Origin of the sequence: Bradyrhizobium sp. HKCCYLS3070, assembly GCF_051167575.1 — a bacterium.
GTDB lineage: Bacteria > Pseudomonadota > Alphaproteobacteria > Rhizobiales > Xanthobacteraceae > Bradyrhizobium.
The window spans coordinates 229,659-248,961 of sequence record NZ_JBNPTI010000006.1; the positions used below are offsets into that span (position 1 = coordinate 229,659).

At 65.3% G+C, this 19,303-nt stretch carries 13 protein-coding genes; 12 read left to right on the forward strand and 1 reads right to left on the reverse strand.

Translation table 11 applies throughout. The annotated features are described in order from the left end of the window. Positions 1 to 159 precede the first annotated feature (159 nt). From ACQR03_RS20900 to ACQR03_RS20925, 6 genes are all read left to right on the forward strand, one after another. A complete protein-coding gene (locus tag ACQR03_RS20900) occupies positions 160 to 1,443 on the forward strand; it encodes a nucleotide sugar dehydrogenase (RefSeq protein WP_315753219.1) in 1,284 nt (427 codons plus the stop codon). 10 nt (positions 1,444 to 1,453) lie between these two features. After that, positions 1,454 to 2,470, forward strand: coding sequence for an NAD-dependent epimerase (locus ACQR03_RS20905; RefSeq protein WP_315753218.1), 1,017 nt, complete (start codon positions 1,454 to 1,456; stop codon positions 2,468 to 2,470). 11 nt (positions 2,471 to 2,481) lie between these two features. Continuing rightward, entirely contained in the window at positions 2,482 to 3,894 is a 1,413-nt protein-coding gene (locus ACQR03_RS20910; protein WP_434841826.1) for a mannose-1-phosphate guanylyltransferase/mannose-6-phosphate isomerase, read from the forward strand. Positions 3,895 to 3,964: 70 nt separating this feature from the next. Further along, positions 3,965 to 6,187, forward strand: a complete 2,223-nt coding sequence (locus tag ACQR03_RS20915; protein WP_434841827.1) for a tetratricopeptide repeat protein — start codon at positions 3,965 to 3,967, stop codon at positions 6,185 to 6,187. Between the two features lie 81 nt (positions 6,188 to 6,268). Then, the gene (locus ACQR03_RS20920) at positions 6,269 to 8,482 is read left to right on the forward strand and encodes a tetratricopeptide repeat protein (RefSeq protein ID WP_434841828.1); all 2,214 of its coding nucleotides are present in this window, start codon (positions 6,269 to 6,271) and stop codon (positions 8,480 to 8,482) included. Positions 8,483 to 8,566: 84 nt separating this feature from the next. Further along, complete coding sequence (locus ACQR03_RS20925; RefSeq protein WP_434841852.1) at positions 8,567 to 10,786, forward strand: tetratricopeptide repeat protein; 2,220 nt, start codon at positions 8,567 to 8,569, stop codon at positions 10,784 to 10,786. Positions 10,787 to 10,793: 7 nt separating this feature from the next. On the opposite strand, the gene ACQR03_RS20930 is transcribed toward ACQR03_RS20925, so the two are convergent. Further along, positions 10,794 to 11,504, reverse strand: coding sequence for a DUF1223 domain-containing protein (locus ACQR03_RS20930; RefSeq protein WP_315753213.1), 711 nt, complete (start codon positions 11,502 to 11,504; stop codon positions 10,794 to 10,796). Positions 11,505 to 11,864: 360 nt separating this feature from the next. Between ACQR03_RS20930 and ACQR03_RS20935 the strand changes: the two genes are divergently transcribed. The 6 genes from ACQR03_RS20935 (at position 11,865) to murJ (ending at position 19,284) form a co-directional block, all read left to right on the forward strand. Beyond that, positions 11,865 to 12,872 (forward strand): Gfo/Idh/MocA family protein, encoded by a 1,008-nt coding sequence (locus ACQR03_RS20935; RefSeq protein ID WP_315712777.1) that lies wholly within the window; start codon positions 11,865 to 11,867, stop codon positions 12,870 to 12,872. A 55-nt stretch (positions 12,873 to 12,927) separates the two neighbouring features. Beyond that, positions 12,928 to 14,079 carry a DegT/DnrJ/EryC1/StrS family aminotransferase gene (locus ACQR03_RS20940; RefSeq protein WP_434841829.1) on the forward strand — a complete coding sequence of 384 codons (1,152 nt, stop codon included), beginning with the start codon at positions 12,928 to 12,930 and terminating at the stop codon, positions 14,077 to 14,079. 1,328 nt (positions 14,080 to 15,407) lie between these two features. Next, positions 15,408 to 15,650 (forward strand): hypothetical protein, encoded by a 243-nt coding sequence (locus ACQR03_RS20945; RefSeq protein WP_316201839.1) that lies wholly within the window; start codon positions 15,408 to 15,410, stop codon positions 15,648 to 15,650. Continuing rightward, on the forward strand, positions 15,647 to 16,372 hold the full coding sequence (locus ACQR03_RS20950) for a hypothetical protein (protein WP_316201840.1): 726 nt from the start codon (positions 15,647 to 15,649) through the stop codon (positions 16,370 to 16,372). The genes ACQR03_RS20945 and ACQR03_RS20950 overlap by 4 nt, the downstream gene beginning before the upstream one ends. 76 nt (positions 16,373 to 16,448) lie before the next feature. Further along, positions 16,449 to 17,486, forward strand: coding sequence for a trypsin-like peptidase domain-containing protein (locus tag ACQR03_RS20955; RefSeq protein WP_434841830.1), 1,038 nt, complete (start codon positions 16,449 to 16,451; stop codon positions 17,484 to 17,486). Between the two features lie 268 nt (positions 17,487 to 17,754). Further along, a complete protein-coding gene (murJ, locus tag ACQR03_RS20960; RefSeq protein ID WP_315753210.1) occupies positions 17,755 to 19,284 on the forward strand; it encodes a murein biosynthesis integral membrane protein MurJ in 1,530 nt (509 codons plus the stop codon). The last annotated feature ends 19 nt before the right edge of the window (positions 19,285 to 19,303 follow it).

Consider the following 19,303-nt stretch of genomic DNA (forward strand, 5'->3'; position numbering starts at 1 on the left):
CGGTCCAAGCCGAGTGCGATACGCGCAACTCCCGTCCTGGCAAGGCCGGACCCCGGTCGAGGGGGAGCCTTAGCCGCCCCTTGCGGTCCTGATGCACCGGTGGCTAAACAGTCGCAGGGGTGGCGTCAATGGCCTCCGAAACGACCGGAATATCAATTTATGTCTCATGGCCGGAAGATTGCGGTGATAGGCCTTGGCTATGTCGGCCTGCCGGTCGCGGCTGCGTTCGCGCGGACAGGCTGCCCGACGATCGGGTTCGATATCGATGCGGTCCGGGTCGCGGAGCTGAAGGATGCAAGGGACCGGACCTGCGAGGTCGATGCGGCCGACCTGCGCCGGCCAGGCCTGCGCTTCACCAGCGAGCCGGATGATATCGCGACTGCCGATTTTTTCATCGTCACCGTTCCGACCCCGATCGATAGCGCGCGGCGGCCCGATCTCGGCGCCATGCTGGCCGCGACGCGCACGGTGGGGGCCGTTCTGAAACGCGGCGACATCGTCGTCTATGAGTCGACCGTGTACCCGGGCGCCGTCGAAGAAGACTGCGTCCCGTTGCTGGAGAGCTGCTCGGGACTGAAGGCGGGGACGGATTTCAACGTCGGCTATTCGCCGGAGCGCATCAATCCCGGCGACAAGACGCATCGCTTCGAGACCATCACCAAGGTGGTCTCGGCACAGAATCCGCAGACGCTCGCGATCGTCGCCGCCGTCTACGGCTCGGTCGTCACCGCTGGCATCCATCGCGCGCCATCGATCAAGGTCGCCGAGGCGGCCAAGGTGATCGAGAACACCCAGCGCGATCTCAACATCGCCTTCATGAACGAGTTGTCGCTGATCTTCCAGGCACTGGAGATCGATACCGGCGACGTGCTCGCGGCTGCCGCGACCAAGTGGAACTTCCTGCCGTTCACCCCCGGCCTGGTCGGCGGCCACTGCATCGGCGTCGATCCCTATTACCTCACCTACCGCGCCGAGAAGGCGGGCTACCATCCCGAGGTGATCCTGGCGGGCCGCCGCATCAATGACGAGATGGGCCGGCGCATCGCGCGCGAATGCATCCGCGGATTGCTGCGGCGGAAGGGCCGGGGGGGCGTCGTCACCATTCTCGGCATGACGTTCAAGGAGAACGTGCCGGACATCCGCAATTCGCGGGTGATCGACATCATCAGCGAATTGCAGTCGTTCGGCGTCGAGGTGCAGATCGCCGATCCCCTCGCCGATGCAGCGGCGGTGCACGAGGAGTATGGCATCGGCCTGACGGCGATCGAGGCGCTGCGCCCAGCCGACGCGGTGGTGTTGGCCGTGTCGCACGATCAGTATCTCGCCGGAGGCTGGGCTCTCGTGCAGGGCCTGCTGCGCGAGGAGAGCGGCCTCGTGCTCGACGTGAAGATGAAGCTCGACCGCGCGAGCAAACCCGCCGCCATCGAACTGTGGCGACCCTGACGGAGCGACCATGGCAGATCATCCCATCCTCGTGACCGGCGCCGCCGGCTTCATCGGATTCCACCTGTCGCAGCGGCTGCTTGCGGAGGGGCGCCGGGTCATCGGCATCGATAACGTCAACGCCTATTACGATCCGAAGCTGAAGGAGGCGCGCCTCGAGATCCTGAAGGCGCAGCCGGGTTTCGTTTTTCATAAGCTCGATCTCGTCGACCGCGCCGGCATCAAGGCGCTGTTCGCCCAGCATCGCTTTCCGGTCGTGGTGCATCTCGCCGCTCAGGCCGGCGTGCGCTACTCGCTGGAAAATCCGCACGCCTATGTCGACGCCAATCTCGAAGGCTTCATCAACGTCCTCGAAGGCTGCCGCCATCATGGCTGCGAGCATCTGCTGTTCGCCTCGTCCTCATCGGTCTATGGCGCCAACACCAAGCTGCCGTTCTCGGTCAAGGACAATGTCGATCATCCGATCAGCCTCTATGCGGCGAGCAAGAAGGCCAACGAACTGATGGCGCATTCCTACAGCCATCTCTACCGCCTGCCGGCCACCGGGCTGCGCTTCTTCACCGTCTACGGCCCCTGGGGCCGTCCCGACATGGCGATGTTCATCTTTGCGAAGGCCATCCTCGCCGGGCAGCCGGTCAAGCTGTTCAATCAGGGCCGGATGCGGCGTGATTTTACCTATGTCGACGACATCGTGCAGGCCATCGTCCGCCTGATCGGCCGCCCGCCCCAGGGAAACCCGGATTGGGATGGAAACAGGCCCGATCCGTCGAGCAGCCGGGCGCCATGGCGGATTTACAATATCGGCAACAATCATCCCGAACAGCTGATGGACGTGATAACGTTGTTGGAGAAGGAATTTGGGCGGCCGGCCATCAGGGAAATGCTGCCGATGCAGCCCGGCGACGTCGAGGCGACCTATGCTGATGTCAGCGACCTCGAACGCGACATCGGCTTCCGGCCGGCGACGTCGATCGCCGACGGCATCGGACGTTTTGCGAAATGGTACCGCGACTATCACCGAATTTAACGGGTTGATTCATGACCGGACGCATCATTCCTCTCATCATGTGCGGCGGCGCCGGGACCCGGCTCTGGCCGGCCTCGCGGGAGGTTCGCCCGAAGCAGTTCCTGCCGCTGTTCGGCGCCCGTTCCACGTTCCAGGACACGCTGCTGCGCGTATCCGATGCCGACTTGTTCGAACGGCCGATCATCATCACCAATCTGGCCTATCGCTTCATGGTGCTGGAGCAACTGGCCGAGATCGGCATCGAGGCGGACGTGCTGCTGGAGCCGATGCGGCGCGATTCGGGCCCGGCCATCGCCGCCGGAGCGGCGTTCGCCCAGTCGCGCCATCAGGACGCTGTCGTGCTGGCACTCGCGGCCGATCACGTCGTCCGTGACACCCCCGCTTTTCTCGCGGCGTGCCGGCAGGGGCTCGCGGCCGCCGAGGCCGGCCGCATCGTCACCTTCGGCGTCAATCCGGAGCGCGCGGCCACCGAATATGGCTATATCAGCCCGGGTGCATCGGTATCCGGGGAAGTGCGGGCCGTCGCGAAGTTCGTCGAGAAGCCGGATCAGCCGACCGCCGAGCGCTACATTCGCGAAGGCTATCTCTGGAACAGCGGCAACTTCATGTTCCGCGCGTCGGTCCTGCTCGATGAATACCGCAAGTTCGATGCGGGCAGCGTGCAGACGGTGATCGACGCTGTCTCCAAGGCCGGCCGCGACCTCGGCTTCATCATCCTGGACTCCGATGCCTTCGCGGCGGCCAAGCCGATCTCGATCGACTATGCCGTGATGGAAAAGACCGAACGTGCCGCCGTGGTGGCGGTGTCGTGCGGTTGGTCTGATGTCGGCTCCTGGCATGCGGTCTGGGAACTGTCCGACAAGGACGAGCAGGGCAATGCCGCGCGCGGCACCGCCGTGTTCGAGGATTCCCGCAACTGCAACGTGGTCACCGACAAGGCGCTGGTCGCGCTCGAGGGCGTCGACGATCTCGTCGTGGTGGCGGCGCAGGATGCCGTGCTGGTGTCGCGCCAGCGCGATGCCAACGGGTTGAAGCGGCTGGTCGCCAAGCTCAAGACCGTCGCGCCCGAAGTGACCGAGGCGCACATCAAGGTGCATCGGCCCTGGGGCAGCTATCAGTCGGTCGACAATGGCGAGCGTCATCAGGTCAAGCGCATCATCGTCAAGCCCGGCCAGCGGCTGTCGCTGCAGAAGCACTATCACCGCTCCGAGCACTGGATCGTAGTGCGCGGCGCGGCGCGGGTCACCGTGAACGAGACCGTCAAGACCGTGCACGAGAACGAATCGATCTACATTCCGATGGGCGCGGTGCACCGGCTGGAGAACCCGGGCAAGATCCTCTTGGAACTGATCGAGGTCCAGACCGGGTCCTATCTCGGCGAGGACGACATCATCCGCATCGAGGACGATTACCGCCGCGAGTAGGGCGGGGTCTCGCCGCGAATCACGCGAGCCGTGCTAGACAGCCCCGGACGTCGTCCGCCGGAGAGCTTCCTTGCAAAGCACGATCGGATCGCGCGCGTTCCAGAACGCGCGCCTGCAGAAGAAGAACCGCAAGCAGGCCGACGGCCTGCTGCCGAAGGCCGTCGAGGCCTACCGGGCGGGCCGGCATGCCGATGCCCAGGCCATCTGCGGTCAGGCGCTGGCCCTCGTGCCCGATCATTTCGACGCTCTTCACCTTCTCGGCGCTTCCGCGCTCGACAGCGGTCGGCTCGACCTCGCCGAGCAGGCCCTGACCCGCGCCGTCGCGGTGGAGCCGCGCAATGCCGAGGCCCTGGCCAATCTCGGCCTCGTGCTGTTCAGCATGAAGCGCTACGAGGAGGCGCGCGCGGTGCAGGAGCGCGCCGTCACGCTCAAGCCCAATTTCGCCACGGCGTTGACGAGCCTCGGCAACACCCTGATGAACATGCAGCTGTTCGCGCAGGCGATCGAGGTGCATGACCGCGCCATCGCGCTGAAGCCCGACTTCGCCGACGCCTACTGCAATCGCGGCATGGCGCAACTGCTCCTGCTGCGCAACGAAGAGGCGAGACAGAGCTTCGACCGCGCCTTGGCGCTGGCGCCGCGGCACATGCAGGCGACCTTCGGCAAGGGGTTGGTCAGCGTCAATCTGCGGCACCTCGAGCAGGCGCTCGCCGCCTTCAACGCCGCGCTTGCCATGAAGCCGGGCACGGCGGCTGTCATCGCGCAGCGTGGCCGCCTCTATGTGCAGATGGGACGGTTCGCCGAGGCCGAGGCCGATTTCGATGCCGCGCTGGCGACCGACCCCGGGCTCGAGGCGGCGCTGCTCGGCAAGGCGCATGTCTGCGTGCTCACCGAGCGGATCGCTCCGGCGATGCTCGCCTGCAAGCGGGTGCTGGAGCAGAATCCGGCGTCGGAGGTCGCGCTGATCTGGCTCGGCACGTGCCTGGCGAAGCAGGGCGACACGGCCGGCGCCATCCAGCACTTCGACCGCGCCCTCGAGATCAAGCCGGATTTCGAGGATGCAATGATGAAGAAGATCTTCGCGCTCGATTTCTATCCCGGCGCCGACGTCGCCGTGCATCAGGCCGTCCGCCGCGAATGGTGGGAGCGGATCGGCGCGCACATCCCGCAGCGCCAGCTCGCCGCCGTCGACCGCGATCCGGATCGCCGCATCACGGTCGGTTACGTGTCGTCCGACTTCCGCAGCCATTCGGCCGCGCTGACCTTCCTTCCGGTGCTGCGCCATCACGACCACGCGGCGTTCAAGGTCATCTGCTACTCGTGCTCGCCGCTGGTCGATTCGGTCACCGAGCAGTGCAAGGCGGCGGCCGACGGCTGGGTCGACGGATCTCAGCTCTCCGACGATGAGTTGGCCGATCGCATCCAGGCCGACCAGGTCGACATTCTCGTCGACCTCTCCGGTCATTCGGCCGGCAACCGGCTCACCGTGTTCGCCCGCAAGCCCGCGCCGATCCAGGTCACCGCATGGGGCAATGCGACCGGCACGGGATTGCCCACGATGGACTACTTCTTTGCCGATCCGGTGACTGTGCCATCGGCGGTGCGGCCGCTGTTCGCCGAGCAGGTCTACGATCTTCCGGCGCTGATCACCACGGATCCGCTGCCGGACGCGCAGCCGACGCCGCTGCCGATGCTGCGCAACGGCTACGTCACCTTCGGTGTCTTCAACCGCGTCGACAAGATCTCCGACGAGGTGCTGAGGGTGTGGTCGGCGCTGCTCCAAGCGTTGCCGGACGCCCGCGTCGTCATCAAGAACGGCGCGCTGGAGGATGCATTCCTGCGCGACACGCTGATCGCCCGCTTCGCCGCGCACGGCGTCGGCGAGAGCCGCCTCACCTGTCTCGGCGCTTCGATGCGCCATGAGCACATCGCGGCGTTCGCCAACATCGACATCTCGCTCGATCCGTTCCCGCAGAATGGCGGCGTCAGCACCTGGGAATCGCTGCAGGCCGGCGTTCCCGTGGTTGCCAAGCTCGGCAACAGTGCAGCGTCGCGGGCCGGCGGCGCGATCGTCAAGGCGATCGGGCTCGACGACTGGGTGGCCGAGGACGACGAGGGGTACATTGCGATCGCCCTGAAGCACGCGGCGCGGCCGGCCGAGCTCGCTCAGCTCCGTGCGGAGCTGCCGATGCGGGTGGCCAACTCGGCCGCCGGCAACGTCGAGACCTACACGCGCAAGGTCGAGGGGGGGTATCGCCAGTTCTGGCGCCGCTATTGCGCTACTGGCGGCTGAGGCCCATCCGTCGCGGCCTGAAGCAAGGTCGCGCGTGAACAAGCCCGATATGTAGATCCACGCGTTATTCGGAGGCCGTCTTTGGCAAGCGATGTCGGTTCCCGTGCGTTTCAGAATGCGAGGCTGCAGAAGAAACACCGCAAGCAGGCCGACGCGATGATGCCCACGGCCGTCGCCGCCTATCGCGGTGGTCGGCGGGCCGAGGCCCAGGCGATCTGCGGCGAGATCCTGGCGTTGCTGCCGGACCATTTCGATGCCCTGCATCTGCTCGGTGTGACGGCGCTCGACGGTGGCCAGATCGATCTCGCCGAGCAGGCCCTGACCAGGGCCGTGGAGATCGAGCCGCGGCATGCCGAGGCGCTCTCCAATCTCGGTCTCGCGCTGTTCAACCGCAAGCGCTTCGAGGAGGCGCGCAAATGCCAGGAGCGCGCCGTCGCGCTGAAACCGAATCTGCTCGTGGCGCTCACGGGCCTCGGCAACACGCTGATGCGCCTGGGCCGGCCGGAGGAGGCGATCGCGGCGCATGACCGCGCGATCGCGCTCAAGCCCGACTATGCCGACGCCTATTGCAACCGCGGCATGGCGCTGCTTCCGCTCAGTCGCAACGCGGAGGCCAACGAGAGCTTCGACCGCGCGCTGTCGCTCAATCCGCGCCACATGGAGGCGATGTTCGGCAAGGGGCTCGCCAGCATCAATCTGCGTCACGTGACCGATGCGCTCGCGGCCTTCGATGCGGCGCTCGCCATCAAGCCCGGTGCACCGCAAGTGCTCGCCCAGCGCGGCCGGCTGCATCAGATGGCCGGGCGTTTCGACCAGGCGAAGGCGGACTACGAGGCGGCGCTGGCGCGTGATCCGATGCTGGAGATGGCGTTGCTCGGCAAGGCCCAGCTCGGCCATTTCAAGGACGTCGCCCAATCCGTCGACGCCTGCCGCAAGGTGCTGGAGCAGAATCCGCGCTCCGAGGAGGCCTGGCTGTGGCTCGGCGTCTGCTATGGCAAGCAGGGCGAGGTCGCCTCGGCCGTCGCACATTTCGATCGCGCCCTCGAGATCAGGCCCGATTTCGCCGAGGCGATGACCGCCAAGATCTTCACGCTCGAGTTCATGCCGGAGGCCGATTTCGCGCTCCAGCAGGCGGCGCGGCGCGAATGGTGGCAGCGGATCGGCGCCCACATCCCGCGCCGGCCGGCGGCCAAGCGCGATCTCGACCCGGAACGGCGCCTGACGATCGGGTACGTCTCGTCCGACTTCCGCAATCATTCGGCCGCGCTGACATTCCTGCCGGTACTCAGGCATCGGGATCCGCAGAATTTCGCGATCGTCTGCTACGCCTGCTCGCCGGTGCAGGACGGTGTGACCGCGCAATTCCGTGCCTGCGCCGATCTCTGGGTCGACGCCGTGCAGATGTCGGACGACGAACTCGCCGACCGCATCACGGCCGATGGCGTCGATATCCTGGTCGATCTCTCCGGCCACTCCGCCGGCAACCGGCTGCCGCTGTTTGCCCGCAAGCCCGCACCTGTCCAGGTCACGGCCTGGGGCAGCGGCACTGGCACCGGCCTGCCGACCATCGACTATTTCCTGGCCGATCCGGTGACGGTGCCCGACGCCGTGCGTCATCTGTTCGCCGAGCAGGTCTACGACCTGCCGGCGGTGATCACCACCGAAGCGTTGCCTGACATCGCGCCGACACCGCTGCCGATGCTCAATAACGGCTTTGTCAGCTTCGGCGTGTTCAATCGGCTCGACAAGATCTCCGACGCTGCGCTGATCGTCTGGACCCGCATCATGCAGCAGCTGCCGGACTCGCGCATCGTGATCAAGAGCAGCTCGCTCGATGATCCCTTGTTGCGCGATCGTCTCCTGGCGCGCTTCGCCGCCCATGGTGTCGTGCCGGAGCGCGTCGTCTGTCTCGGCTGGTCGACGCGCGAGCAGCAGATCGCGCAGTTTGCCGAGGTCGACATCTCGCTCGATCCGTTTCCGCAGAATGGCGGGGTCAGCACCTGGGAATCGCTGCAGGCCGGCGTGCCGGTCATCGCCAGGCTCGGCTGCAGCGCGGCGTCGCGCGCCGCAGCCGCGATCGTCACGGCGGTCGGGCTCGGCGAGTTCGTCGCCGAGGACGACGAGGGGTATGTTGCGCTCGCCGCGAAGTGGGCCTCTCAGCCGGCGGAGCTCGCCAAGCTGCGGGCTGCTCTGCCGGCGATGGTGGCAAGCTCGGCCGCGGGCAATGTCGAGACCTACGCGCGCAAGGTCGAGGAGGGCTACCGCCTGTTCTGGCGCCGCCATTGCGCCGGATAGTTCTTGTGTCGCGGCATCCGCTCGTGCCGCATGTGAGTTCACCGCGTTCCCGCGATCTGCACGCTCCTCATGGAGGCAAGTCTTTTGGCAAGCAATGTCGGCTCTCGCGCCTTCCAGAATGCGAGATTGCAGAAGAAGCATCGCAAGCAGGCCGATGAGCTCATGCCGCGCGCCGTGGCGGCGTATCGTGCCGGCCGTCACGCCGAGACGCAGGCGATCTGCGGCCAGATTCTGGCGCTGCTTCCCGACCATTTCGATGCGCTGCACCTGCTCGGCGTCACGGCGCTCGACGGCGGCCAGCTCGACCTCGCCGAGCAGGCCCTGACCAGGGCCGTGGAGATCGAGCCGCGGCATGCCGAGGCGCTCTCCAATCTCGGTCTCGCGCTGTTCAACCGCAAGCGCTTCGACGAGGCGCGCAAATGCCAGGAGCGCGCGATCGCGCTGAAACCGAATCTGCTCGTGGCGCTCACGGGCCTCGGCAACACGCTGATGCGCCTGGGCCGGCCCGAGGAGGCGATCGCCGCGCATGACCGGGCGATCGCGCTCAAGCCCGACTATGCCGACGCCTATTGCAATCGCGGCATGGCGCTGCTTCCGCTCGCCCGCAATGCGGAGGCCAATCAGAGCTTCGATCGCGCGTTGTCGCTCAACCCGCGTCACATGGAGGCGATGTTCGGCAAGGGACTCGCCAGCATCAATCTGCGCCATTCCGACGAGGCGCTCGCGGCATTCGACGCCGCGCTTGCGATCAAACCCAACGCCGCGCAGGTGCTGGCGCAGCGCGGCCGGCTGCATCAGCAGGCCGGACGTTTCGACAAGGCGATGCCCGATTTCGAGGCCGCGCTGGCGCTCGATCCGCGGCTGGACGTCGCGCTCCTGGGCTTCGCGCAGCTCAGCGCCATCAAGGACAATATCGCGCCGGCGATGGATGCCTGCCGCAAGGTGCTGGAGCAGAACCCGCAGTCGGAGGTTGCCTGGACCTGGCTCGGAGAATGCTTCTGCAAGCAGGGCGATCTCGCGACGGCCTTGCAGCACTTCGAGCGTGCGCTCGAGATCAAGCCGGATTTCGGTGATGCGATTACCGCGAAGATCTTCCTGCTCGACTTCATGCCGGATACCGATTTCGCTCAGCATCAGGCGGTACGCCGGGAATGGTGGACCAGGATCGGCAGCAAGATCACGCGCCGGCCGCCGCCGGTCCGCGACCGCGATCCGGAGCGGCGGCTCACCATCGGCTACGTCTCGTCCGATTTCAGGAATCACTCGGCTGCCCTGGTGTTCCTGCCGGTCCTGCGCCACCACGACCATCAGGCGTTCAGGGTCGTCTGCTATTCCTGCTCGCCGCTGCAGGATGGCATGACCGAGCGATGCCGTTCCGCCGCCGACCTCTGGGTCGACGCCTGGCAGATGTCCGATGAGGAACTGAGCGATCGCATCGAGGCCGATCAGGTCGATATCCTCGTCGACCTCTCCGGCCATTCCGCCGGCAACCGGCTGCCGGTGTTCGCGCGCAAGCCGGCGCCGGTGCAGGTCACGGCGTGGGGCAGCGGCACCGGCACGGGGCTTCCGACCATCGACTACTTCTTCGCCGATCCGGTGACGGTGCCGGAGGCTGTGCGTCCGCTGTTTGCCGAGCAGGTCTATGATCTGCCGGCCGTGATCACCACCGATCCGTTGCCGGGATGGCAGCCGACGCCACTGCCGATGCTGCGCAACGGCACCGTCACGTTCGGCGTCTTCAACCGGATCGACAAGATCTCCGAGCCTGCGCTCGCGCTCTGGTCCCGCCTGATGGGCGCGCTGCCGGGCTCGCGGATCGTCATCAAGAACGGCGCGCTCGATGAGCCCTTGCTGCGCGACGGCCTCGTCGCGCGGTTCGTGGCGCATGGCATCGCGCAGGAGCGCATCACCTGCCTCGGCCTGTCGACGCGCGACCAGCACATCGCGCAGTTCGCAGGCATCGACGTGTCGCTCGACCCGTTCCCGCAGAATGGCGGCGTCAGCACCTGGGAGTCGCTGCAGGCCGGCGTCCCCGTCATCGCCAAGCTCGGCCACGGCGCGGCGGCGCGCGCGGCGGCGGCGATCAACACGGCGGTCGGGCTCGGCGACTTCGTGGCCTCCGACGATGACGGCTACATCGCCATCGCGCTGAAATATGCTGCCGCACCCGCGACGCTGGCGAAGCTGCGTGCTGAACTGCCGGCCATGGTTGCCAACTCGGCCGCCGGCAATGTCGAGACCTACACGCGCAAGGTGGAGGAGGGCTACCGCCAGTTCTGGCACCGGTACTGCGCCTCCTCCTGACCGCATACTACAATCGCGCCGCGCCGACGATGCGCCCGTCCGCCGCTTCGAGAATCACGGCGGCATCCTCGCCCTCCGGCATGGGTTCGGTGAGGCGCAGCGCGGTGCCGCTCCAATCCCCGAGCGGACGCACCGAGCGCACCACGTTGAGCTCCTCCAGCGTGCGGCCGCCATTCTCGCCGCGGCGGATCGCCGTTTCATGCCGATGATCGAAGCCGACCAGGAGGAGGCGTCCGCGTCCTTCGCCGCCGTCGACCTCGACCGTGAGCCTGTCGCCATCGCGCGCGAGCTTGAGCCGCGCCGCCGTCGCGCTCGCGCCCCTGGCGCGATCGATCGCGGCTCCCACCTCGGCCCTGTTGGAGCCGACATGACCCGTCACCCCGTCGACGACGATCTCCGGCGTGTAGGAGCCGTCGCCGAAGCGGCTGCCGTAGCGGGCCTGGCGATCGGTGGCGGCCGGCAACGAGAACGGATCCTTCCAGCCGAGCCGGTCCCAATAGGTGACGTGAAAGGCGAGCGGCAGCACGTCGCGGCGCTGCCGCACCAGCTCGTTCAGATAGGCATTTGCAGGCGGGCAGGAGGAGCAGCCCTGCGAGGTGAAGAGCTCGATGACGACAGGCCGATCCACCGCGGCCACCGACGGCGACCACGGAGCAAGCGAGGCGAGCAGCACGGCGAAGGATGAGGCGTAGCGGAGCGAGGCAAGGCTGAGGGTCATGGGTGTTCTCCCGCGATGTGACGTGATCTCCTTCGCCGGCGGGATCCACCGTGTTACCTCCCGCCGTAGCCAACACGCAGGCGTGAAGACGCATCGACCGTTACCTTCGCGGCCTGTCGTGACGCGTGAGCAGGGCGCTCGCCACACGTGAAGGGCATCGTGCACGCCGTTCAAAAGACAGCGCTTTTCGTCCGCACCCGATGTAACTTTCTGAATCAAATCGTGTCCTGAAAAGGGTTTCCGCATTCGCCTCGCTTCAAGCGGCATGCTAGGAGAGCTTCGACCGGTGATTTGCCGTTCGTTAACCGTTGCGGCCAATCCGTGACGTCGCAATCCGGGGACATTGATGGGGTCGATGACATGAGTTCCAAGGGGGCGGGCCACAAGGCCGAGCTGAGGCAGGCGCTGCGAGTCGGCGTGATCGGAGCCGGCGTGATGGGCAGCAATCATGCCCGCGTGCTCGCCGGTCTGCCCGACGTGCACCTCGTCGGCGTCGTCGATCCGCTGCCGGCGCATCGCAGCCGCGTCACCGAGCTTGCGAACTGCCCGACCTTCGAGACGCTCGATGAGCTCGTCGCCGAGGGCGTCGACGCCGTGACGATCGCCGCTCCCACCCATCTGCATCACGAGCTCGCGCTCGCCTGCATCGCCCGCAAGGTGCATCTGCTCGTCGAGAAGCCGATCGCCTCCACGGTCGAGGAAGGCAAGGAGATCGTCTCGGCCGCGCACCGCGCCGGCGTCACCCTGATGATCGGCCATGTCGAGCGCTTCAATCCGGCGGTTGCCGCGATCAAGAAGGCGATCGCCGGCGAGGACATCCTGTCGATCGCGATCACCCGCGTCGGCCCGTTCCCGCCGCGCATGTCCAATGTCGGCGTCGTCATCGACCTCGCCGTGCACGACATCGACCTGATCCGCTGGTTCACCGAGTCCGACATCATCGAGGTGCAGCCGCAGCTCTCCAGCGCGGTCGCCGAGCGCGAGGACATCGCGCTTCTGCAGTTCCGCACCGCCTCGGGCGTGCTGGCCCACATCAACACCAACTGGTTGACGCCGTTCAAGGCGCGCAACGTCACCGTGGCGACGCGCGGCAAGTACATCATGGGCGACCTGCTCACCCGCCAGGTCACCGAATGCTTCGGCTTCAAGCCGGACGGCAGCTACTCGATGCGGCATCTCCCGGTCGGCCATGACGAGCCTCTCCGCGCCGAGCTGATCGCGTTCCTGCATGCGGTGCGCTCGGGCACGTCGCCCGCCGTCACCGGCGACGAGGGCGTCGCGAGTCTGGCGATCGCCACGCAGTGCCTGGAAACCTCGAGCCATCGTCCGGCCGAGGCCGCCGCCACCAAGCTGCGTGCGGCCGGCTAGCCGGCCCGGCCTTCGCTTCATCCTCATTTCCGTTTGCGAACATGTGTCAGAGCTCATGAACCAGCACCTGCGTCATCAGCCCATTCCGTTCATCGACACCGCCGCGCAGCGCCAGCGGCTCGGCAAGTCGCTCGATGACGCCGTCGCCCGCGTGCTGGCGCATTGCCAGTTTCTCGGCGGCCCCGAAATCATCCAGCTCGAGAAGGAGCTGGCTGAATTCTGCGGCGCCAAATACGCCGTGAGCTGCTCCAGCGGCACCGACGCGCTGCTGATGGTGCTGATGGCCCAGGGCATTGGCCCCGGCGACGCGGTGCTGTGCCCGTCCTTCACCTTCTGCGCCACCGGCGAAGCGGTGGCGCTGACCGGCGCCACGCCGGTGTTCGTCGACGTGCTGGAGGACACCTTCAACATCGATCCGGCCTCGCTCCGCCGCGGCATCGCCACCGCGAAGCGGCTTGGCCTGAAGCCGAAGGCCGTCATCCCAGTCGACCTGTTCGGGCAGAGCGCCGACCACGATGCGGTCGCCGCGATCGCGGGGGACGAATGCCTGTTCGTGCTCGACGACGCAGCCCAAGGTTTTGGCGCCAGCTACAAGGGCCGCCGCATCGGCACCTTCGGCCTCGCCACCGCCACCAGCTTCTATCCGGCCAAGCCGCTCGGCTGCTTCGGCGACGGCGGCGCCATCCTCACCGACGATGCCGGCCTCTTGGAGCGCCTGCGCAGCGTGCGCGCCCATGGTGGCGGCAGCGACAAATACGACAATGTCCGCCTCGGCCTCACCGCGCGGCTCGACACCATCCAGGCTGCGGTGCTGATCGAGAAGCTCAAGATCTTCGAGGACGAGATCGCCGCGCGCAACGCGGTGGCCGAGCGCTACACCGCGGCGCTGGCCGACGTCGTGAAGGTGCCGCGCCTCGCCGAGGGCTGCACCTCGGTCTGGGCGCAATACACCATCCGCCTGCCCAAGGGCGTCGACCGCGACACCTTCGCTGCCGCGCTGAAGGCGCAGGGCATTCCGACCGCGATCTACTATCCGAAATCGATGCATCAGCAGACCGCCTACCGCATCTTCCCGAGCGCCGATGGCGGCCTGCCGGTCAGCGAGCAGCTGTCCAGCGATGTCATCAGCCTGCCGATGCACGCCTATCTCGACGAGCCGACGCAAGGGCGCATCATCGACGTCGTCCGCGGCGCCGTCCGCGCCTGAGGCCTTACGCATCCTTGACGTCACGCCGCTTGCTGCGGCGCGGCTCACAGCGCCGCGGGCGATCTGCCCCGTTGGCAGCCCCAAATCACACTGTCGTCCCGGCGAACGCCGGGACCCATACCGCGTGATCTCTGAAACGGGCAGGCGGCCCGATCCACGCGCCCCATCGGCCGCACGGCGTATGGATCCCGGATCAGCGCCCGCCGCCGCTTTGCGTCGGCCGGCTTGTCCGGGATGATAGCGGAGTGCTTGGCACGCATCTCGCTCCTTCTCCGGTGTTGTTCGTGCTGACGCCGCATCGACACACTCATCGTCATTGCGAGCGAAGCGACTTGTCCGCCATAGCCCGAAGGGCGACGGCGGAAGCAATCCAGAGCCCCGGGTGGGACTCTGGATTGCTTCGTCGCTTCGCTCCTCGCAATGACGGCGGTGAGACATAACTCCGCTCTCTCGCGGCGCTGATCGCGTCCGAGCTTTGCTGTTCGTCCTGCCCTCTCCTCGAAGAGGGCACGGGGAATGCCGGGCGCTGGCCGCACCCATGGCCCGCCTGCGAAAAAAATGCAGGCGGCAGGAACCACAGGTTCAGCCGAGACATCCCGGCATTCCCCGCGCGATGGATGGAACGGCTGCTTCGCGTTCTCCCCGGTGCTCCGGGCTTTTTGGCCACCGTCATCGGCACTGCGCTTTGCGCATCAGCACCAACTTGGCATCAGCGTCGGGATGCCAGGACCACGCGACTTGACCGTGCGCATCGACGTCGTTCGTCGGCATGGAGAACCACGCTGCAATATCGACACGCCCACCGCATCCCGCCTCAACGTCCGTGACGACCGCGAAGCGCCCCTCTGATCGAGACGGGACGGCGACATACAATCATGATTTCTGATAAAAAGAAAGCGGAATATTCTTCCGGCACGGGGCGGATCGGGGGATGCGCTTGAAGTGGTTCGCGAAATGAGTTTTTTGGCGCGCGCGATTTGGACGACGCAACGCGGGTTCAGCAGGCGGGGCGATAGACCGCATCGCACTATCAACCGAGTTGGCTGGAAAGCTGGTCCCCTGCTTTGGCTTTCCTCGTGTTAGCCCGCTGACTGACCTGCCTCCAGCCTCGATCAGCATGTCACTCAGGCTGCCATCTGAATTCCGGCGGGACAGATCCGGTCCGCTAGTTCACCCCTGCGTGCTGAGACGCCCCATGCCGGAGCGAAAGCCGCACGCTCGGCGCTAAGGATGGATCGGACGGGCCGTCGAGCCTGCATTGGGCGAATATTGGACTCCAAAGCGGCATCTCATGCTACCTTAGGATGATGGTCGCAGAGGAGGGACGCATGCCGTGGAAGCTCACGACAGTCGCTGATACCCAGGTGCCCAATGGGCAGATCCTGCCTGGCTTCAACCTCCAGCAAGAGCGAAAATCCCCGTCCGTAAGGCCACACTTCGAGGATACGACGAAGGCGAGCAAGGCTCGCGACCTGATGCAACAGATTCTCGATAGCGAAATCGCTCAACGCTTCCGCGGCCTGAAGTCCTCGAGTGACGTCTCTCTCGTCCGGATGCCGGTGCAGCTATGAAATTTCCCACGAAGTGGCTTACCTACAAGCAGCGTATCCAGGCAGACGTGCGAGAGGCGCTCACTCAACATGGGGCCGACGACTTCTTCGATCATTCGTTCGTAGAAGCCATTGCTGGACAGGTAAAGCAGCAGGAGGAATGGCTTCTAAAGCTGTTCGCGCTGCAAGCTGCCGTCATCGCCTTTTTAATTGTAGGCTTCGTGTCTCCGGATGCCAAGAGCTCGCTCTTCAGCGTTGAATTGAAAAGCATCCAAGGAATTCGTGAAGTACTCTTGGCGGTCTCTTCCACCGCGGCTGTCTTCATGGCTGCACTGACTTACTCGCGAGATGCTGCGCTACATGTCGCTTCAGCGGTAGCCGAAGGAACCGTAGCATCCGAACTAAAGCACTTCGGCGTGTTTATCATCCCAACCGCGTTCAACGTGAGGATCTACATTCCGCGCGAGCACGACCGCTGGCAATTTGGATTATGGCACGGAAAAGCGTTTGTCATTGTTGCTGCGCTTCTCATAGTTGTAATGGTTTGCATCGCGATCGCAGCTTCCTTCGCGGTTCATTGGGCTCTCATCTATGACATTTGGCAGCATCCATCCCTTGGACGTTGGTCCACAGTGGCACTGATTTATGTGTTATTGACCTACGTCTTCAATCTCGTTCTCATGCTCCGGATGACGTTACCCTTCCCGTACGTCGACAAGGGGGCGCTGAAAGCGAGGCGCTGATGCTCGCAGCGAGTAGGGCGGATGGCAATTCGCCCTACGGGCTACTCCAGTGTCTTGCTGCGGCGATGGGGATCGCATGAAAATCTTGAAACTCTTCTGGCGGCAGCAGCAAGACGGCGCATACGCCATTGTGGATATGAAAGGGCTGGATCTCTTGGGACCAGAACGATCTGGACAGGAGTTTTTTGCTGTTCGTGACGACGTTGTCTTAACCCAAACACCCCCTGTCGGCGGAACGATCAGGTCCGCCTTAGGCGAAAGCATTGTGCCGGTCGTCGCCGTCGCCAATGGCGAACGTAGAGTACGATGCGTAGGCACTGCGTTCTTCATTAGTTGCTCAGGGTTGTTGGTCACCGCAGCGCATGTCATCACCGATCCGATTGATCGACGGTATGGAAATGTGCGCGAGGCTGAGGGGCAAGTCATTGAGACGCAAGGACTCGCTTTCGGCGTGCTCGTGCCGAACAATCCGCTGTTCCAAGCCCCAGGCTTCGCGTTCTATCCCTTCGAGTGGTCGATGCTCATGGCGCAGTCTCGCGACGCGCCATTCTCGTTCAGAGGTGTTGATGTCAAAATCACTTATGACATTGCGATATGTAAGGTGCCGGCGCGGACAAACACGAATTATCCGCACCAGCCTTTGACGCTCGTGCAGTCGGGCGTGATCGGCGTAGGCATGCGCGAAGGATCGGAAGCGCATGCGCTTGGTTATGCAGACATGTCGGATTTCGAACTCAACGTGAATGCTGCAGGGCAGATTTTCATCTCACAGCCACAGTTCGATCTGCATGGCTCGGTGGGCAAAATCATTCAGTTCTTTCCGGACAATTTGATCAAGCGGGATGTATCGACGCCGGGGCCATGCTTCTCATTCGGCGCCAAAATTCCAGGTGGCATGAGCGGTGGCCCAATTTTCGATAAGGAAGGCGTTTATGTCTATGGAGTAATTAGCAAGGGCTGGGAAAATCAAGAAGGGCCTGAGAATTTCAGCTTCGGGTCGATGCTGCGCCCCTCGATGGGTATCCCAATTGCGAGAATGGGCGGGAAGAGCCTCGACGCAATGCAGATGGCTCAGGCGGAAGGGATAGCCGTCCTGCGTGGGGCAGGTATGTAGTGTTGTACGGACTTGAGCTGGCTGAAAAGAGGCCGCCGGGGCTGAAGCGAGGGGCAGCCATACCTCGTTTCATGATATGCGATTGTCCTGCCGCGAGCGGGGAAGGTTTTGGGCCGACGCCCTCGCAGGTGGGAGATGATCTTAACCAGCCTTGGGCTCGCAAGCGGGCAGAGGGGGCCAGCTGCCGTGTCGCCACACTTTGGCCCCAAGCGGCCATCGCCCACGTTCTCCGCTTCAAACTCTCCCCCCAATGCTCTAGAAGCCCCCCATGCTTGGACGTATCTTCACCGTCGGCGGCTATACGCTGCTGTCGCGCCTCACCGGCTTTGCCCGCGACATCATGCTGGCGGCGATTCTCGGCGCTGGGCCGGTGGCGGATGCGTTCTTCATTGCGTTCCGGCTGCCTAATCATTTCCGGGCGATCTTCGCCGAGGGGGCGTTCAACGCGGCCTTCGTGCCGGCCTATGCGCATGTCCATGGCGAAAAGGGGCCGGCCTCGGCGAGCCTGTTTGCCGACCGCATCTTCACCCTGCTGCTGGCCTCGCAAATCGTGCTGCTGGTCCTCGCCTGGGTGTTCATGCCGCAGGCGATGACGATCCTGGCGCCCGGCTTCACCGACGATCCGGCGCAGCGGGACCTGGCGATCACGCTGACCCGGATCACCTTTCCGTACCTGCTGTTGATCACGCTGGTGACGCTGTATGGCGGCATGCTCAACGTGATGCAGCGTTTCGCCAGCGCTGCGGCGGCGTCGATCTTCCTCAATCTCGCGATGATGGGGACCTTGGCGCTGGCGGCGTTCTTCCCCGGCGTCGGTCATGCCGCGGCCTGGGGCGTGCTGATCTCGGGCTTCCTGCAATATTTCCTGCTCGCCGGCGATCTCGCCCGTCACGGCGGGCTGCCGCGCTTCGCGCCGCTCAAGCTCGACGACGACATCCGCGCCTTCTTCAAGGCGCTGGGGCCGGCCACGCTCGGCTCGATGGGCACGCAGGTGGCGATGTTCGCCGACACCATCATCGCGACGTTCCTCCCCGCGGGCGCGATCTCGGCGCTGTATTATGCCGACCGTCTCAACCAATTGCCGATCGGCGTGATCGGCATCGCCATCGGCACCGTGCTGCTGCCGGAAATGTCGCGGCGGCTGACGGCGAACGATCATGAAGGGGCCATGGAGCAGCAGCGCCGCGCCTTCGAGTTCACGCTGCTGTTCTCGGTGCCGTTCGTCGCCGCCTTCCTCGCGGTGCCCGACGTCATCACGCGGGCGATGTTCGCGCGCGGCGCCTTCACCAAGGGCGATGCGGCGGCGGCGGGTGCGACGCTTGCCGCCTATGCCGTCGGCCTCATTCCGTTCGTGATGATCCGCAGCGCGGTCTCGACCTTCTACGCTCGGAAGGACACGGCCACGCCGGTGAAGGCCTCGCTCACCGGGCTGACCGCCAACGTCGTGCTGAAGGTGCTGCTGATGGGCTCGCTGGCCCAGGTCGGCCTCGCGCTGGCGACGGCCGTCGGCGCCTGGATCAACCTGCTGCTCGTGCTCGGCTTCGCCGTGCACAAGGGCTATCTGCGCTTCGATCGGCGGCTCACCATGTCGCTGCTGAAATTTGCCGGAACCGGCGTGGTGCTCGCGGCGGCGCTGTGGGCGACGGCGTTGGTGGCATCGGCCCATCTCGCTTCGCTCGGCCGCTTGCAGGACGAAGCCGTTCTCGGCCTGTTGATCGTGGTGGGGGCCGTCATTTATGCCGGCGCCATTCTGGTGCTGTTCGGCCCGCGCTGGCTCAAGGCCCTCGTGCGGCGCTGATGTTTGCGCTGCAGCATCG

Coding starts and splice junctions, on each gene's coding strand:
- ACQR03_RS20900 (WP_315753219.1), top strand. CDS start 160: ATGTCTCATGGCCGGAAGATTGCGGTGATAGGCCTTGGCTATGTCGGC.
- ACQR03_RS20905 (WP_315753218.1), top strand. CDS start 1,454: ATGGCAGATCATCCCATCCTCGTGACCGGCGCCGCCGGCTTCATCGGA.
- ACQR03_RS20910 (WP_434841826.1), top strand. CDS start 2,482: ATGACCGGACGCATCATTCCTCTCATCATGTGCGGCGGCGCCGGGACC.
- ACQR03_RS20930 (WP_315753213.1), bottom strand. CDS start 11,504: ATGACCCTCAGCCTTGCCTCGCTCCGCTACGCCTCATCCTTCGCCGTG.
- ACQR03_RS20935 (WP_315712777.1), top strand. CDS start 11,865: ATGAGTTCCAAGGGGGCGGGCCACAAGGCCGAGCTGAGGCAGGCGCTG.
- ACQR03_RS20940 (WP_434841829.1), top strand. CDS start 12,928: ATGAACCAGCACCTGCGTCATCAGCCCATTCCGTTCATCGACACCGCC.
- ACQR03_RS20945 (WP_316201839.1), top strand. CDS start 15,408: ATGCCGTGGAAGCTCACGACAGTCGCTGATACCCAGGTGCCCAATGGG.
- ACQR03_RS20950 (WP_316201840.1), top strand. CDS start 15,647: ATGAAATTTCCCACGAAGTGGCTTACCTACAAGCAGCGTATCCAGGCA.
- ACQR03_RS20955 (WP_434841830.1), top strand. CDS start 16,449: ATGAAAATCTTGAAACTCTTCTGGCGGCAGCAGCAAGACGGCGCATAC.
- murJ (WP_315753210.1), top strand. CDS start 17,755: ATGCTTGGACGTATCTTCACCGTCGGCGGCTATACGCTGCTGTCGCGC.